Here is a 16133-nt window from a genome sequence, read left to right on the forward strand (position 1 = left end):
TGCGCGCTGCAGAGGCCATGCCCAGGTCGGGGTAACTCCCTGGGATGTCTGGAGAGAATTTCTGCCGGCACGCCGGGCCGGATGCTGTCGCGCGGGTGTCAATTTGGACCGGTCGCCTGATCCGCAACCGCCCGGCCAAGCTCCTGTCGGCTAGTCGCTCGCCCAACTGACTGTCGATCGGTGGGTGACGCCGGTGGGACGGGCGAATTGACCTGGTTCGAATTGACCTGGGTCGAATTTGCCTGTGTCTTCGCGTCGCCGTCGTTCACAACGATGTTCACGAGATCGCCCGGCTGCAACACGGTCATCCCGAGCGACTCGATACCGACCGGCCCTGCCGGCGTCTGCCGCACCACCTGATAGGTGATCCGGCTCGCCTCCTTGGCGAACTGTGCACGGGTCGCAGGCAACGTGCTGAGCACCCCTTCACTCATGTTGAAGTCGCGCTCATTGTCCAAAAGCTGGCGTTCGATAGCCTCGATCTCCACCTCCAGGTCGTTCCTGATGTCGGCCTGGATTCGAAATCCCTCGGCCTCGAGCGTCGCAAGGCGCTGCTTGGCCGTCGCGTACTGATTGAGCGCATCTCGCCGACGCTGCTCGGCATCGGTCAACTCGCTCTGAACCTGATTCAATACCGTTGCGCTGATGACATTGCGGTCCGCCAGCGCACGCATGCTGTTGACCCGCTCCTGGCGTAGCTTGACGAGGTCGTCGAGCGATTCCATGCGGCCATACACGGTGACATCCTGCTTGGCCGCTTCCAGCGCGGTCTGCAGCGCGCGCTCGCGGTTTGCGCGCGCGGTGGCGATGGTCTTGCGCCGATCTCCCTGTTCGCGGACAAGATTGGCGGCCTCGGTCGCACCCATGAGTTCGATCAGCCGGAGCGGAATCTTGGGCTCGGCGCCGTCGCGCTCGGCCTTCAGCACCGCTGCGCGCGCCAACAGCTTCAGCATCGCGTCAGCGGACGCGCTCCGCTTGAGGATTTCACGTACCGCCTCGATCTTCTGCCACGGCTCCGATGTGCCCCGGTCGAGCCCGCCCGCCAGCGCCATTGCGTGCAGCACTGTCATGCCGGATGTAAATTTGTACGAGCCGGGATTCTTGACAGGCCCGAGCACGTAGATGGGTGAGTGCTCGACCGACAGGATGTTGACCACGCCCTTGCGGCCAAGCAGGTGATCGAAGGTTGCAGCCAGTTCGGCGCGAACCTGCAGCGTCGATCGGTCGGCAACCCGAACGGCGCCGAGCAGGGGCACCGAGATCGTGCCGTCGTCCTGGACGGTGTACGGACCACTCAGTTCCGGACGCTGGACGAGACCGCGCAGGGCCGAGCTCGACGAACGCCCCCATTTGTCCTCCTCGACGTCGACGCGTTCGTAGAAGGCAATCGTGAGTTTGTCGCCAATGCCGCATAGGTCCCCGGCCGATGCGTCTCGCGTCGGGCTGACCATCTTGGAGCGTTCAGCGATCGTGGGAGGCGCCGTGTCGCTCGGTGCGGCCGCGGTGACCGCCGGACTGCTTGGCGGCTCCGACGTCGCTCCCACGGCGACTTGCGCTGTGGCCCGAACCGGGTTGTCGTACCGGGCGCCGAACGTCGCAAACGCTTTCTGCGCCATCGCATGCGAGAGTATCTCGACCGCTCCCCAGTTCTTGGCCGTTGCCACACCCACGACAGCAAGGATGGCGACAGCGAGGACGGCCCGCACCCTTCGAGACTGGGGTGGCATGGGCCGAGCGGGCTCGGACTTGTGTTGGACAACCATAGACGCGACTTTCGCGTTCGATGATGGCTGCCACGTCGCCGAACGCGACCGTGGTGCCAAAAGCAGCACTGCGACAAGCAAGACTGCGCTATCGTGACCCCTGGGGGCAGGACGCACAACTATCCCATTGTGGGCACCCCTTTTGAGTGAAGTCGATGGGTGGTCGGGACTCTCACATTTTATTTTAAGTATAGAACATATCCCCCCACCAGGAGGTGGTCAGGGCGTCCGTCGGCAAACCGCAGCGGTCGCATTTCGGTGCAGCAAATTCCCTGCGCCGGTGCGCCGGTTCGGTGCGGCCTGAACGAGCCTTGAATTTACTTTTGGTACGAACTATCTTGCGGTGACATCAGGGCCGTCGCCTTCAACAGGCCCGGATGCCCAGGAGATTTGATTTGGCACTCGCGAAGGAGTCCTCACCGGTTTCACCCAGGAGCGGGGTTGATCAGGAGGCCGAGTACAGGGCTCAGACACGGCTTTGGCTTCGGCTGCTTGCCTGCGCTACGCTGATCGAGGGTGAGCTGCGGCGCCGGTTCCGCGAGGAATTCGATTTCACGATGCCGCGCTTCGACGTGCTGGCCCAGCTCGACCGCGAACCGAGCGGATTGGTGCTGGGAGAACTGCCGAAGCGCCTGATGGTCTCCGCCGGAAACCTCACACCGATCGTCGATCGTCTGGTCGAGGACGGTTTCATCACCCGCACGCCTTCGAACCTGGACCGGCGCGTGCAGATCGTCTGCATGACCGTCGAAGGCCGAAAAGCCTTCAGGCGCATGGCCAAGAGCCACGGCTCATGGCTGGCCGAGCTGCTGGCGGGATTCCCGGCTGACCGGCTCGACGCCTTGACCGGCGAGCTCGACGCACTCAAGGGCGCCGTCAAGGACGCGATGCAAAAGCCGTGAACGGAGATGGCTCTAGCGCCACACCCGAACGCCGGCCGCCTCCCGATCCCAGGTATCCGCGGTCATGCCCGCGTCGCGCAGCGCGCCCTTCCTGATCTTGCCGTTCTCCGTCAACGGCATCTGGCTGACGATGCGCACATAGCGGGGAATCGCAAAATAGGCGATCCGCCCTTCGCAATGCCTGACGATATCGACGCCCTGCAACGATTGGCCGAGCTCGAGCAGGATTGCGGCAGCGACCTCGTCCTCGCCCAATTCGGACGGCAACGGATAGATCGCGCAAGCCGCGTTGCGAAAAATATGCGACAGCTGCAAGCCGCGCAGCGCGGTGTTGATCGGCACCACGATCGCGCCGAGCCACGCGCAGCCCAGACAGACCTGAAGGAATTCCGGACGGTTCGAGCGGCGGAAACAAATCGACCGCGCGCGTCCGGGCCGGCGTCGCACCGCCCTGCTCCGTCGTCTTGCCGGCGTCTGCCTGCACGTCGCTCTCCGACACCGTCCTGCCGCTCAGTCAGGGCAGCAGCTTGTACTTTCCATCCTCGATCTGAACCAGGATACGCGAGCGATCATCGACGCCGTGCCGATCCGCCGGCGTGTAGGTGTAGACGCCCTGCGTTCCGGCCAGCTCCTTGGTGGAGAACAGCGCCTGGCGAAGCGCGGTGCGAAACTCCGGCGAGCCGGGCTTGACTCCGGTCGCCAACGCGCGCTTGGCCGCATCCACCAGCACCAGCCAGCCATCGAAGGAATAGGACGAGAACGAGTCGGTCGGCGGCTCGCCATTCGCCTTTTCGAACGCCGCGCGGAAATCCAGCGCAACCTTCTGGACCGGATTGCTTGCCGGAAGCTGCTCGGCCACGGTCACCGGCCCGGTCGGGCAGATGATTCCGTTGGCGGCCTTGCCGGCAAGCCGCAGGAAATCGGCGCTGATCAGTCCGTGGTTGCCGTAGAACGGCCCCTTGTAGCCACGCTCGGACAACGCGAGCACCGGCAGCGCGCCCGGCGTTCCCGTGCCGCCGAGCATGATGGCGTCGGGACGGGCCGCCAACGCCCGCAGCACCTGGGCGGTCACCGACGAATCCGATCGGGCGTATCGCTCGTTGGCGATGACCTTGATGTCGGCGGCCTTGGCGCTCTGCGACAGCGAATCGTACATGAGGTCGCCGAAGGCATCCGAGAAGCCGATGAACGCGACGGTCTTCAACCCCCGCGCCTTCATGTGATCGACGATGCCTTGAACGAGAAGCGGCGTCGGTTGCGGCGTCTGCACGACCCACGGCCCGCCTTCGCCCGGCGGCACCGGCGCGATCGGTGACACCGCGATCATCGGAATCTTCATCTCGATCGCGGCGGTCGCCATCGCCAGCGTCTGCGGCGCGCCAGACGTGCCGATCAGAATGTCGACCTTCTCCTGCTCGACGAGCTTGCGCGCGTTGCGCGCCGACGCGGTCGGATCGGAAGCGTCATCGAGCTGGATTACGCGGAGCTTCTCGCCGCCGACTTCGCCGATATAGGCCTCGCCGGCCGCGATCCCCTTTGCGTTTGGAATCCCGATCGACGACACCGGGCCGCTGAGGCCGGTGACGAAACCGACCAGGATGTCCGCCTGCCCGGCCTGCGGAACGGCGACCAGCAGCGCGGCCGAGGCCAGCAGGGTCTTCATCGAGATCATGGCACTTGTCCTTCTTGATTTGCGTTTCTTCTGTCGGGCAAGCGCCAGCCGCTCGCTTCAGTTCGCCGAAACCAGCGCGATGACGCGCAGCGGGCTGCCGGAACCGTTCTGGATCTTCAAGGGCGAAGCCACGATCACCGCACCGGTGGCGGGAAGCTGATCGAGGTTGCAGAGACATTGAAGGCCATAGCGGCCTGCGCCGTGCAGGAAGTGATGCGCCGGATAAGGCGGCTCGAAATGGCCGGCCTGGCCCGCGTCGGTGCCGATCGTCTCGGTGCCGAATCCGATGATGCCGCGCTCCTCAACCAGCCATTTCATCACGGCCGGATTCGGGCCCGGCGTATGCGCGCCGTCATCCCTGAGATTGGAGTAGTCGCGCCAACCCTTCTTCGACCAGTCGGTGCGCAGCAGAACCCAATTCCGTTCGGGAATCCGTCCGTGCTTCGCCTCCCAGGCTTCGACCAGCGGGACCGTGAGCAGGAAGTCCGGATCCTGCGCCGCTCCCGCCGAGCAGTCGATGACGCATGCCGGCGCGATCATGTCCTTGGCAGGCATGGAGTCGACGGAATTGTTCGGCAGGTCCTTGCCGGTGAACCAGTGAATCGGCGCATCGAAATGCGTACCGGTATGCTCGCCGAACGTCACGTTGTTCCAGTACCAGGCGGGACCGCGCCCGTCATACCGCGAGATCTCCTGAATCCGAACGGGAGCTGCCTGGCCAAACTCCGGCGGCAGCACGATGACCGGAAAATCCGGGCTGAGCGTGAAGGTCAGATCGACGACGCGCACCGCGCCGGACGAGATCGCACCGGCCAGCTCCAGGAGATTCTTGCTTTGCATCGTCACATCCTCCCGCTTGGTTGAAATCCTGATCTTATTTGTCGAGCTCGCGCTCGAGCGCTTTCGGATTGGCTGCAAGACGCTGCCTGATTTCCTCGGCAACGTCCCCGACATAGATCTCCTCGAGCCCGCCCCGCAGCGCGGACACGATGGCCTGCGCAACTGCGCGTGGCGCGACCTTGGGCGGCGGCACGGTCTGGAACCACTCGGTATCGACCGGCCCGGTGAACAGGTTCATCACCTTGACGCCGCCCGGCCTGAGCTCGGCACGAAGACAATGCGACAGTGACAGGCAGGCAGCTTGCGACGCCGAGTAGGCGCCGAACGCCGGCCAGTTCGCCAGCGCATGGACCGACAGGATATTGACCCAGGCAGCGCTGCTGCTGACACCATCCGCGCCCCGCATGCGCATGGCGGGACCGAAGGCCTGCGCAAGATTGATGAAGCCGAGATAGGCCTGGTCGATCTCGTCGCGCGCGATGCTCGTGCCCCTGCGGTCGAGCAGGCCGCCGGGCCGCACATACTCGGTCGTGTTAACGAGGATATCGACCTTGCCGCCGATGTCGGCCGCGAGATCGGCCGCCGACTTTTCGTCTGACACGTCGAGCGTAACGACTTCGATCCCCTGCTGGCCGCGCAGCAGCTGCTCGCCGGCGAACGGCCGCCACGGTTCGGCAACGCCGACGAACACCGTCTTCGCGCCCGCGGCCTTCAGCGCCGCGACCGCCTCCTGGCCGATCACGCTGCGGCCGTTGGTCACGAGCACACGACGGAATTTCGGATCGGCCGTCATCTCCCGCCACTGCCTGTCATCTGCCATGTTGGGAGTCTCCTCCTCGGGTCGGGCGAAGGCCACCGCCTGACCGCTCTTGTCGAGCTGAAACGACATCACGATCGGCGCGCCCTCGACGCAGTCGGCATGCAGATGCGCCACCATGGTCGGACCACAGTCCATCTTGACGAGACCAATGCGCCAGGGCGCCCGCTCGCGGAAATAAACGTCGCTTGGTACGCGTGCCGTGGTTTCGGCCAGCAGCACGCCGCGACGCGGCGCATCGACGAAGGAAAGACCGGCCGACAGGCAGGCGGGACATGCCTCGCGCGCCGGATAGGCGAAGGCGCCGCAGGCCTCGCAGCGCTGCAGCACGAAGCGCCCTTCGGCAGCCGCGCGCGTGAACCCGTGCGATGTCCGGCTGCGTGGCCGCGGCGGCGATGCCGGAAGCCGCGTCCGCAGCAGCGGATTCTTGCGCCGGGGTGGCTGAACCGGATCGATCATCGCGCAGGCCCTGCAAAGATCGCGGCGCCGGAGGCCAGGCCGCGGTCATAATTGATCATACCGAAGCCCGCGGCCAAACCGAGTTTTGCATTCTTCACCTGCGTGGGGCCGGCTTCACCCAGCACCTGCCGCAATCCTTCGACCAGCCCGAGATAGGCGCCGGCGGCGCCGGCCTGGCCCGCAGAGAGCTGACCGCCCGAGGTGTTGTGCGGGAAGTCGCCGTCAATCGTCAGGTCGTGCTGACGAACGAAGGCCGCGCCCTCGCCCTTGTTGCAGAAGCCGAGATCCTCGAACTGCATCATCGTGATAACAGGATAATCATCGTAGGTCTGGACGATATCGAGATCGTCGGGCTTCACACCGGCCATCGCGTAGAGCTCGCCGACATCCATCGCCCAGCCGCCGCGCACCTGCATCGGATCGTCCGCGAAGGCGTTGTGCCGCTCGATCGTCGACAGCAATCGCGCCGCCGGCAATCCGAGCGATGCCGCGGTTTCGTCCCGCATCACCAGGAAGGCCTCGGCACCGGCGCATGGCATGACGCAGTCGAACAGATGAATGGGATCGGATATCGGGCGGGCTGCCAGATACTGCTCGATCGTCAGCGGCGTCTTCATCAGGGCATGCGGGTTGCGCAACGCATTGGCGCGCTGGGCGACCGCGATCTTGCCGACGTCCTCGCGCGTGACGCCGAAGGTCCGCATATAGTTGCGCGCGATCAGCGCAAAGCTCGCATTAGCGCCGCCCGCGCCATAGGGATAGACCGCGTCCTGGTTGAAGCGCGAGAAGCTCTCGAGCGTCTGGCGGAAGGAATCGACGTGGTTGGTATCGCCGGCCACGCAGGCCACGATGTCGGCATCGTGTGCCTGCACCGCGCGCGCCGCCTTCCGCAAAGCCGCGATGGCGCTGGCGCCGCCGAGCGGAATGGTATCGAGCCATCTGACGCACAGCCCGAAATGCTGCGTCAGTCCGATCCCGCTGTCGTTCCCCATGGTGAAGCTGGAAACGCAGAGACCGTCGATGTCGGAGACCCTGATGCCGGCTCGCGCGACCAGCGCACTCAGCGCGCGGCCAATCCACCATTGCGCGCTTTCGATGGAATAACGCGCATAGGGGATTGTGACGGGAGCCGCCATCACGATGCCGTCATACGGTGTGCGCAGCGAATTTGTCACCAGCCGCCTGCCTTGCTTGCCCGCCTCAGATCACCGTCACATCGATAGTGCCACGGGTCGCTTTCGAACAGGGGCACCTTCTCGGGTCTCATCACGTCTGGCTCTCCAGAGCTGGTCGGCTGTTCGGACGCTAACGCTTGCGCGCGAGCATCGCCCGGAAATCGTCACGGGCGAGGGCACTGGCACGCTTGAAGCTCGGCCCTCGGCTCGGCTCGGTGCCATTGAGCCGCCTGAGCTGCACCCACATCTCGGCGCTCTTCAACGCCACCGCGGCGCAGTTCACGACCGGCGCGTGCCCGACCTTCAGGCCGTGCTCCCGCCCGATCAATAGGCCCGGCAGCACGCCGGCCGGGATCACCACGTCGGCGCCGCGCTCCACTAGCGGCAGCGCGCTGCTCATGAAATCCTCGATCATCCTGGCATGGGCCGCTTCATCGCCGGCGAACGCACTTGCGAAATCCTCCGGCTTGCAACCGAGGCCGGTGACGTGGACGACGCGATCGCCGAGGCCGTACCGTTCGGCCTGCTCGTAGTGCCAGACCTCGAAGACGGTATCGAGCGTCACAAGGCCAAGGCGCCGGCCGAGCTGCGACGCCGCAAGCAACGTCGCCTCGCCGGTTCCGATCACGGGAATGTCGAGCGCCGAGCGCAGCTCATAGAGCCCCGGGTCCTGGAAGTGGCCCATCACGAAGGCATCGAAGCCGCTCTCTTCGGCCGCGATGCCGTTGTCGATCGCCTGAACGGCGCAGCGCAATTCGGCGAGCCGGCCGAACTCCCGGTCCGGCGGCGAAATGCCCTCGACGTGAACCGTGGTGCCGGCCGCGGCGATGTTGTTGAGGTACTCCGACAGCCGCGCCATATAGGGCGCGTTCACGCTCGCATCGACGAAACTCTGCCAGAAGATGCGCATCGCCCTTCCCCACAAACCGTGACAGGAGCATCGGCCGTCGGCTGCCGACGCATATATTTCAACCATAAACTAATTGACGCGTCAAATGCGCGCGGCGGGGCCGGCCGGAGGGCCTTCGCTATCGCGGCGATGAGGCTCATTTTGTGGAGCTAGAGGTGACGGAATTGGCGCAGCCTGACGGAATTGTATGCAACAACATTTTTTTCTGACAGTCCTGCGACACGTGTTGACGGCGCCACGGAGAATACTTTAGGCTTTAAATAATCATCCGCCGGCCACTGCCGGTCAACATGACGATGATGTTGCAGGGCACCGATTTTGAGAGACTCAATCGCGTGGACTAGCGTCGGGCCTGGATGGGCGGCAGCAGCATCGCCGGTCGCGCTTCGCTTCTGCGACATTCGCCTGCTTCCGCTTCGACAGACATCTGTAAATTTCCGCCGCCCCGCCTGCTGTTCGAGCGGCACGCCTCGCCATGGCCGCTGACGCCCGGCCGAGCGAACTTTCTTCTCGCCGCGCCGGCGTCTGGCGCTGCAGCAATAATTTCAGTCGGTTGGTTCGCAGTACGGGCTCCCTACCCGGCTTCCAGACATTCGTACCCAGCATCAATGGAGGACAACGCAAATGCGGCAGAGGACTCTGGGCTTACTCGCACTTGTCGCCGGCATCTTCGCGGCACCGGCTGCGCAGGCCGACATCACGATCGGCTTCGTCACCTCGCTGAGCGGCAACGGCGCGTCGATCGGCATTCCCTATGGGCGCGGCATCAATGCCGCCTATGAGTACAAGAAGACGATCAACGGCGAGACCATCCGCCTGATCCAGCTCGACGACGGCTCCGATCCGTCGGCCGCGACGCGCAACGCGCGCAAGCTGGTCGAGGAAGAAAAGGTCGACCTCCTGATCGGCACTGCGACGACCCCTTCGACCATCGCCATGGCGGCCGTCGCCAGCGAATTGAAGGTGCCGATGATCGCGATCTCGCCACTCGGCAAACTCCCGGATTCGCCGGAGCAATGGGTCGTGTCGGTGCCGCAGCCGGCGTCGCTGCTGGTCAAGATCGTCGCCGATCGGATGAAACGCGACGGCATGAAGAACATCGGCTATATCGGCTTCTCCGACGCGTGGGGCGACCTCGTTTACAACGGAGCCAAGGCCGCCGAGTCCGCTGACGACATCAAGGTCCAGACCAACGAGCGCTATGCCCGCACCGACACCTCGGTAACCGCGCAGATCCTTAAAGTGATGGCCACACGTCCCGACGCGGTGCTGATCGGCGGCTCCGGTACGCAAGGCGCGCTGCCGCTCATCACGCTCACCGAGCGCGGCTTCAAGGGCAATACCTACGGCACCGTGGCCCTGGTCAATCCGGACTTCGTCACCGTCGGCGGCAAGTCCGCCGAGGGCATTCAGGTCTCCGCCGGTCCGGTGATCGTGGCCGAGCAGCTCCCGGACGACCACTTCGCCAAGAAGATCGCGCTCGATTTCCGCGCGGTCTACCAGAAGACCCACAACATTCCGACCACCGACGGTTTCTCCGCCTACTCCTTCGATGCCTGGCTGATCTTTGCCAACGCCGCGGAGCGGGCGCTGAAGTCCGCGAAGCCCGGCACGGCGGAATTCCGCACCGCGCTCCGCGACGCCATCCTCAGCACCAAGGAACTGCCCGGCGTGCATGCCGTCTACAACTTCAAGCCCGGTGCGGTGACCGGGGTCGACGAGCGCTCGCTGGTCGTGGTCCGCCTCACCGGCGGCGCCTGGAAGTACGCACCATAAGCGGATCACGGCAGGCGATCAGAACGGGGGAACGGCGTCTCCATGACGAGCGACATCGCAGCCATCCTTGCGATCGACGGAATAGCCACCGGCGCGGTCTACGCGCTGGTGGCGATCGGAACCGTCCTCATCTTCACGGTGACACGGGTCATCTTCATTCCGTTCGGCGACATCGCCGCCTTCACCGCGCTGACGCTTGCGGCCCTCGATGCCAAGCGCTTTCCGGGGACAGGCGCGCTGGTCGTGGCGCTGGCGTGCCTTGCGACCCTGATCGAGGTCATTTCGCTCATTCGCAACGGCGAGGTCCGCCTGCTGCCGCGCGCACTGCTGTTCTATCTTGCCATTCCCCTGGCAGTGGTCGGCATTGCCTGGCTCGCCATGCGGATGGACCCGCCGCTTGCGGTCCGGCTCGTGCTGGCGCTGATGCTGATCACGCCGATCGCTCCGCTGCTTGACCGGATCGTGTTCCGCCCGATCGCCGACGGCACGGTGCTGCTGCTGCTGACGGTTTCGGTGGCGCTGCATTTCGCGCTGGTCGGCCTCGGCCTGCTGTTCTTCGGCCCCGAGGGGGTCCGAACCGAACCGCTGACGTCGTTCTCGACGGAGTTCGCCGGCGTGCTGGTCTCGGGCCAGACCATGCTGATCGTACTCGCCGCGCTGGTCTTCAGCGGCCTGCTCTATCTGTTCTTCGACTTCACGCTGATCGGCAAATCGCTCCGCGCCACGGCAGTGAACCGGACCGGCTCGCGCCTGATGGGCATCCGGCCGGAGCGTGCCGGCACCATCGCCTATCTCTTGGGCTCGCTGATGGCCGGCGTGTCGGGCATCCTGATCGCGCCGGTCAATACCGTGTTCTACGATTCCGGGTTCCTGATCGGTCTCAAGGCGTTCGTCGGCGCCATCGTCGGCGGCATGACCAGCTATCCCGGCGCCGCGATCGGCGCGGTCGGGGTCGGCATCCTCGAAAGCTTCGCATCGTTCCAGAGCAGCGCGCTGAAAGACGTCATCGTGTTCTCGCTGCTGATCCCGATCCTGATCTGGCGATCCCTCGCCACGCTGCATTCCGAGGAGGAGATCGAGGAATGACGCGCCTTCACGTTCAGCTCGCTGCGGCAGCGGTGCTCGCCTGCCTCGCGCTCGCGCCGCTCGTCCTCAGCCCGTTCAGCGTCACGCTGATGAACTATATCGGCATCTATTCGCTCGTCGCCATCGGCCTTGCGCTCCTCACCGGCGTCGGCGGCATCGTGTCGTTCGGACAGGCCGCGTTCGTCGGCATCGCGGCCTATGCGACGGCATGGGTCTCCGCCCTGAACGGGCAATCGCCCTGGCTCGGCCTGCTGTTCGGGGTGGCTCTGACCTGTGGCGTCGCGGCGATTCTCGGCGTCGTCACCTTGCGGCTTCAGGGCCATTTCCTCTCGCTCTCGACCGTCGCGTGGGGCCTTGCGATCGGCTTCCTGTTCGGCAATGTCGAGGGGCTCGGCCGCTTCAACGGCATCTCGTCGATCCCGCCGATCAGCGTCGGCTCGTTCGCGCTCGTCTCCAGCGCCCAGATCTATTATCTGATCTGGGGCATCGTCGCCCTGGTACTCCTGCTCGGCTACAACCTCATGGACTCGCGGCTCGGCCGCGCCATGCGGGTGCTGCGCGGCGGCAACACGCTGGTCGAGAGCCTCGGGATCAACGCCTTCCGGATCAAGCTCGCGACATTCGTGATCGCGGCCTTCCTGGCCGCGCTCTCCGGATGGCTTTACGCGCATATGAGCCGCTTCATCAGCCCGGGTCCGTTCGATGCCAGCATGGGCATCGAATATCTGATGATGACGATGGTCGGCGGTGCGGGCAGCCTGCTCGGCGGGGTCGTCGGCGCCGCCATCGTGACCCTGCTCAAGAACAGCGTGCAGGATTATCTGCCGCTGATCGCCAAGGGCGCCTCCGGCCAGCTCGAGATCGTCGCCTTCTCCGCGCTGTTCATCCTGTTCCTGCAATGGGCGCGGCAGGGCATCGTCCCCTCCATCGCGCGCTATCTGCCCAAGATCAGGCGCGAGCGGCCGCAGCCGGCGCCGCCGCTGCCGCGCCGTGCGCAGCCGACACCGGGCGAGCTGCTGTTGAAGGTCGATGGCGCCGAGCGCCGGTTCGGCGGCCTCGTCGCGGTCAACAATGTCAGCTTCGAGGTGAGGTCAGGCGAAATCCTTGCCGTGATCGGTCCGAACGGCGCCGGCAAGAGCACGATGTTCAACTGCCTGACCGGCGCGCTGCGCGTCAGCAAGGGCGAGATCGTCTTTGCGGGGCGCCCGATCACGCGCGATCCGCAATCCCGCATCGCCAAGGCCGGCGTCGCCAGAACCTTCCAGCATGTCAAGCTGCGGCCGCGCATGAGCCTGCTGGAGAACGTCATGCTCGGCACCTATAGCCGAACCCGCACCGGCCTGTTCGCCGGCGCCTTTCGTCTCAATCAGCGCGAGGAGGCCAGCGCCCGGCACGAGGCGCTGATGCAGCTCGAGCGCGTCGGGCTCGGCGACAAGCCGTTTGAGCTCGCCGGCAACCTTCCGCTCGGCAACCAGCGCATCCTGGAGATCGCACGCGCGCTCGCCGCCGATCCCGCGCTCCTCGTGCTGGACGAGCCCGCTGCCGGCCTGCGCCGCCAGGAAAAGCTGCGGCTGGCGGAACTGCTCCGCTCGCTGCGGGCGGACCACCTGACCATCCTGATCGTCGAGCACGACATGGAGTTCGTGATGTCGCTGGTCGACCGCATCGTGGTGCTCGATTTCGGCTCCAAGCTCTGCGAGGGCGTGCCGAGCGCGATCCGCAGCGATGAGCGGGTTCAAGAGGCCTATCTCGGAGGCGTCGCGTGAGCCACATGTTGTCCATGACCGACGTCACTGTCTGCTACGACAACGTCGAAGCCGTTCGCAACGTCTCGCTGTCGGTCGACGAGGGACAGATCGTCACCGTCATCGGCCCGAACGGCGCCGGCAAGACCACGCTGCTGATGGCCGCCATCGGGCTGCTCGCATCGCGCGGCAGCATGGTGTTCCGGGGCAGCGACATCCGGAAAATGTCGGTCGAGGATCGCGTCGAGCGCAGGCTATGCCTCGTTCCGGAGAAGCGTGAGCTGTTCTCCGACATGTCGGTCGCCGACAACCTCCTGCTCGGCTCCTACAGCCTGCGTGACCGCTCGGGCGTCCAGAAGACGCTGGACGAGGTCTATGATCGCTTTCCCCGCCTGAAGGAGCGGCAACGCCAGGCTGCCGGCACCCTCTCCGGCGGCGAGCGCCAGATGCTCGCGCTGGGACGCGCGCTGATGGCAAAGCCTGCGCTTCTGATGCTCGACGAGCCCAGCCTCGGCCTCGCGCCGCTGATCGTGCGTGAGATCTTCCGCACCATCGCGTCGTTGCGCGACCTCGGCGTGTCGATCCTGCTGGTCGAGCAGAACGCCCGTGCCGCGCTCGAGACGGCCGACTATGGCTACGTGCTGGAGACCGGCGAGATCGTGCAGTCCGGCCCGGCCAAAGATCTGATCCACGATCCCAGGCTGATCACGGCCTATCTCGGCGGACACTGAGACGGTTCAGGTCGGTCCCGGCGAGCCGCGCAGCAAAAAAGTCGAAAACAACCCCATGCACAGTAGCCGGCCACCGCAAAATCAGCGGCTTGGCGGCCCGGCGCAACATCTACTGCTTTTCAGAAATCGCTTGCGCCGTCGGGCAAATCAGTGGCACGATGCCATCATCGCGGCGTTCCGCCCTCGCCCTCTCACTCACCCATCCCCCTTGCCGGAACGATCCTCGTCAGCATCGGAAAATGCTTGTTGCCGCCCCCGAACGGCGGAAACCGGACGAAGTCCTCGCGCATCCGCTTGATGACGTCGGAGCCCAGCGCGCGCGCAAGGGCTTGCGGGCTGTCGAACATCAGCCTATTGCGCTGCATGTACTCGACCCGCCGCGACGGCAGCCGGTCAACCCAATCGATGCGCGTGTAGATCTCGATCTGGCGGATGCCGGGGAAGGTCCGCATGATCGACGGATGGTGCTCCAGATAATGCAAATTCCAGCCATTCATGTCGTCGGCCGGCCCGGGATAATGCACGAGGTAGCTGCACGGCGTCACCGTGCCGTTCGCATGCGTGGCGTCGTCGACCGGAAAGACGCGCGTCACCATCGCCTGATGCGTCACGTCCAATCCGGCGAGGCTCGGCAGTCCGCGACCTGCGGCAAGACCCGCGAGCACGCTGCCGCGATCCATCGCGGCTTCGCATGCAAACAAGTCCGGAAAACGCAGTTGCAGCGCAAACACCGGCCCGGCCCCGTCGGCCTTGTAGGGATGATCGACCGATTGCTCCAGCGGCGTAAACAGCAGGCCCTCGGCCATCCCCGGGACCGACCCTACCACGGCAGAAGCAGCCGCAACATCGTCCGGGTCAACACGCCGTTCGCCTGTCGGATCGGAGAACGTCATGAACAGCGAGATCATGATGCCGTCATCTCCTCGCCGGCTTGCAGATGCGACATCAGCGCCGCGCGGACGTCGTCGGGCCAGGGTATCGCGTGATGATCGACCAGCGACGTCGCGGCAAGGATCTGGCGCGCGCGCCAGCGCAGGCCATCTGCGCCGGTGACGACGTGCGCCAGATGAAGCGACGCGCGGCCGATCTTGACGATGTGCAGGCCGAACGTCAGGCGGTCGCCGAACTTCGACGGCCGTGAGAAGTCGCAGGCCAGATGCACCGTCGGCGTCCCGATCTTGCGGACAGTGATGAGCTCCGGCCAGGAAAACCCGATCGTGGCCCAGAATTCCTCGACCACACCATTGAGGATGTTCAGGTAGGACGGGAAATAGGCGATGCCCGACGGATCGCAGTCGCCGAACCTCAGCTCGCGATCGAACGAGAACGACGTCATCAGATCGCAACGACGGGGTGCCGGATGACGCCGACGCCATCGACGCCGGCCTCGACCACGTCGCCGGGCCACAGCCATTCCTGCGGGCTCATGCCGGCGCCGACGCCTTCGGGCGTTCCGGTCGCGATGATGTCGCCCGGTTCGAGCGTCATGCCCGACGAAATGTCGGCGATCAGGGTTGGAATATCGAAGATCATGTATCGGGTGTTGGAGTCCTGCTTCATGACGCCGTTCTTGGTCAGCCAGAGCCGGAGATCATGCGGATCGGGAATCTCGTCTGCAGTCACGATGCAGGGACCGAACGGCGCGTAGGTGTCCATGCCCTTGGAGAAGATCCACTGTCCGGCGCGGCGATTGTCGCGCGCGGAAATATCGATCATGACAGAATAGCCGAAGACGTGATCCATCGCCTTCGTGGCCGGGATGCGGGTCGCGGTCTTGCCGACGATGACGGCGAGCTCGACCTCCCAGTCGAGCTGCTGGGTCACGCCGGCATTGTGCTGGATCGCCGCGCCCGGGCCGATCACCGCGGTCGGCGGCTTCGAGAATACGACCGGCTGCTTCGGCAGATCCTTGTCGGTGTCCAGGCTCTTGGCGGACTCCGCCACATGCGCGCGATAGTTCAGCCCGATGCCGAAGATGTTCTTGCGCGGGCGCGGGATCGGTGCCTGCAGCCTGACGTCCTCGATCGGAACGGCAGCGCCGGCCGGCAGGCGCCCGCTGGCACCGTCGAGGCAATCTTTCAACGCCGGCAGCAGCGTGACACCATGATCGATGAACGACAGCATGTCGGCCGGCCAGACCAGACCGCGTGACGCACCGAGCCGCTCGACATCGACAACCAATCCGTCGACGACAAGTCCAAGGCGGGCACCGCTCGGGCCCAAAGTGTAGGTGACAAGACGCATGAAAGCTCGATCC

The 16133-nt window shown here is 65.1% G+C and carries 15 protein-coding genes; 5 read left to right on the top strand and 10 right to left on the bottom strand.

Translation table 11 applies throughout. The features are described 5' to 3' along the window. Positions 1-98 precede the first annotated feature (98 nt). Positions 99-1670, bottom strand: a complete 1572-nt coding sequence (locus H8A92_RS14635; RefSeq protein WP_229196471.1) for a polysaccharide biosynthesis/export family protein — start codon at positions 1668-1670, stop codon at positions 99-101. Between the two features lie 488 nt (positions 1671-2158). Here H8A92_RS14635 and H8A92_RS14640 point away from each other — a divergent pair, with 488 nt between their 5' ends. Then, on the top strand, positions 2159-2665 hold the full coding sequence (locus H8A92_RS14640; protein WP_229196472.1) for a MarR family winged helix-turn-helix transcriptional regulator: 507 nt from the start codon (positions 2159-2161) through the stop codon (positions 2663-2665). 12 nt (positions 2666-2677) lie between these two features. Here H8A92_RS14640 and H8A92_RS40655 read toward each other — a convergent pair whose 3' ends face one another. The 6 genes from H8A92_RS40655 to H8A92_RS14670 all read right to left on the bottom strand — a co-directional run bounded on the left by H8A92_RS40655 (position 2678) and on the right by H8A92_RS14670 (position 8538). Next, the gene (locus H8A92_RS40655; RefSeq protein ID WP_229196473.1) at positions 2678-3112 is read right to left on the bottom strand and encodes an AMP-binding enzyme; all 435 of its coding nucleotides are present in this window, start codon (positions 3110-3112) and stop codon (positions 2678-2680) included. A 67-nt stretch (positions 3113-3179) separates the two neighbouring features. Further along, on the bottom strand, positions 3180-4337 hold the full coding sequence (locus tag H8A92_RS14650; protein ID WP_229196474.1) for an ABC transporter substrate-binding protein: 1158 nt from the start codon (positions 4335-4337) through the stop codon (positions 3180-3182). Between the two features lie 57 nt (positions 4338-4394). Next, a complete protein-coding gene (locus tag H8A92_RS14655) occupies positions 4395-5177 on the bottom strand; it encodes a cyclase family protein (RefSeq protein ID WP_229196475.1) in 783 nt (260 codons plus the stop codon). A 34-nt stretch (positions 5178-5211) separates the two neighbouring features. Further along, complete coding sequence (locus H8A92_RS14660; protein ID WP_229196476.1) at positions 5212-6453, bottom strand: SDR family NAD(P)-dependent oxidoreductase; 1242 nt, start codon at positions 6451-6453, stop codon at positions 5212-5214. Further along, positions 6450-7628 (bottom strand): thiolase family protein, encoded by a 1179-nt coding sequence (locus tag H8A92_RS14665; RefSeq protein WP_229196477.1) that lies wholly within the window; start codon positions 7626-7628, stop codon positions 6450-6452. The genes H8A92_RS14660 and H8A92_RS14665 overlap by 4 nt, the downstream gene beginning before the upstream one ends. Before the next feature lie 130 nt (positions 7629-7758). Continuing rightward, positions 7759-8538: an aspartate/glutamate racemase family protein gene (locus tag H8A92_RS14670; RefSeq protein ID WP_229196478.1), complete on the bottom strand. Its 780-nt coding sequence runs from the start codon at positions 8536-8538 to the stop codon at positions 7759-7761. 624 nt (positions 8539-9162) lie between these two features. On the opposite strand from H8A92_RS14670, the gene H8A92_RS14675 reads away from it, so the two are divergent. The 4 genes from H8A92_RS14675 to H8A92_RS14690 are packed head-to-tail and all read left to right on the top strand — an operon-like array spanning position 9163 to position 13876. Beyond that, positions 9163-10314, top strand: a complete 1152-nt coding sequence (locus tag H8A92_RS14675; RefSeq protein ID WP_229196479.1) for an ABC transporter substrate-binding protein — start codon at positions 9163-9165, stop codon at positions 10312-10314. 42 nt (positions 10315-10356) lie between these two features. Next, the gene (locus H8A92_RS14680; protein WP_229196480.1) at positions 10357-11400 is read left to right on the top strand and encodes a branched-chain amino acid ABC transporter permease; all 1044 of its coding nucleotides are present in this window, start codon (positions 10357-10359) and stop codon (positions 11398-11400) included. After that, the gene (locus tag H8A92_RS14685) at positions 11397-13166 is read left to right on the top strand and encodes a branched-chain amino acid ABC transporter ATP-binding protein/permease (protein WP_229196481.1); all 1770 of its coding nucleotides are present in this window, start codon (positions 11397-11399) and stop codon (positions 13164-13166) included. The genes H8A92_RS14680 and H8A92_RS14685 overlap by 4 nt, the downstream gene beginning before the upstream one ends. Beyond that, the gene (locus H8A92_RS14690) at positions 13163-13876 is read left to right on the top strand and encodes an ABC transporter ATP-binding protein (protein ID WP_229196482.1); all 714 of its coding nucleotides are present in this window, start codon (positions 13163-13165) and stop codon (positions 13874-13876) included. Before H8A92_RS14685 ends, H8A92_RS14690 begins: the two co-directional genes overlap by 4 nt. A gap of 191 nt (positions 13877-14067) precedes the next feature. On the opposite strand, the gene H8A92_RS14695 is transcribed toward H8A92_RS14690, so the two are convergent. The 3 genes from H8A92_RS14695 to H8A92_RS14705 are packed head-to-tail and all read right to left on the bottom strand — an operon-like array spanning position 14068 to position 16120. Next, entirely contained in the window at positions 14068-14784 is a 717-nt protein-coding gene (locus H8A92_RS14695; RefSeq protein WP_229196483.1) for a hypothetical protein, read from the bottom strand. Continuing rightward, complete coding sequence (locus H8A92_RS14700) at positions 14781-15212, bottom strand: acyl-CoA thioesterase (protein ID WP_163155023.1); 432 nt, start codon at positions 15210-15212, stop codon at positions 14781-14783. The genes H8A92_RS14695 and H8A92_RS14700 overlap by 4 nt, the downstream gene beginning before the upstream one ends. Beyond that, positions 15212-16120, bottom strand: coding sequence for a fumarylacetoacetate hydrolase family protein (locus tag H8A92_RS14705; protein ID WP_229196484.1), 909 nt, complete (start codon positions 16118-16120; stop codon positions 15212-15214). The genes H8A92_RS14700 and H8A92_RS14705 overlap by 1 nt, the downstream gene beginning before the upstream one ends. Positions 16121-16133 lie beyond the last annotated feature (13 nt).

Source organism: Bradyrhizobium acaciae (assembly GCF_020889785.1).
Taxonomy (GTDB): Bacteria; Pseudomonadota; Alphaproteobacteria; order Rhizobiales; family Xanthobacteraceae; genus Bradyrhizobium; species Bradyrhizobium acaciae.

Excerpts from the sequence above, each read along its gene's own strand:
- H8A92_RS14655 (WP_229196475.1), bottom strand. The coding sequence starts at position 5,177 with ATGCAAAGCAAGAATCTCCTGGAGCTGGCCGGTGCGATCTCGTCCGGC.
- H8A92_RS14700 (WP_163155023.1), bottom strand. The coding sequence starts at position 15,212 with ATGACGTCGTTCTCGTTCGATCGCGAGCTGAGGTTCGGCGACTGCGAT.
- H8A92_RS14670 (WP_229196478.1), bottom strand. The coding sequence starts at position 8,538 with ATGCGCATCTTCTGGCAGAGTTTCGTCGATGCGAGCGTGAACGCGCCC.
- H8A92_RS14685 (WP_229196481.1), top strand. The coding sequence starts at position 11,397 with ATGACGCGCCTTCACGTTCAGCTCGCTGCGGCAGCGGTGCTCGCCTGC.
- H8A92_RS14695 (WP_229196483.1), bottom strand. The coding sequence starts at position 14,784 with ATGATCTCGCTGTTCATGACGTTCTCCGATCCGACAGGCGAACGGCGT.
- H8A92_RS14675 (WP_229196479.1), top strand. The coding sequence starts at position 9,163 with ATGCGGCAGAGGACTCTGGGCTTACTCGCACTTGTCGCCGGCATCTTC.
- H8A92_RS14660 (WP_229196476.1), bottom strand. The coding sequence starts at position 6,453 with ATGATCGATCCGGTTCAGCCACCCCGGCGCAAGAATCCGCTGCTGCGG.
- H8A92_RS14650 (WP_229196474.1), bottom strand. The coding sequence starts at position 4,337 with ATGATCTCGATGAAGACCCTGCTGGCCTCGGCCGCGCTGCTGGTCGCC.
- H8A92_RS14705 (WP_229196484.1), bottom strand. The coding sequence starts at position 16,120 with ATGCGTCTTGTCACCTACACTTTGGGCCCGAGCGGTGCCCGCCTTGGA.
- H8A92_RS14680 (WP_229196480.1), top strand. The coding sequence starts at position 10,357 with ATGACGAGCGACATCGCAGCCATCCTTGCGATCGACGGAATAGCCACC.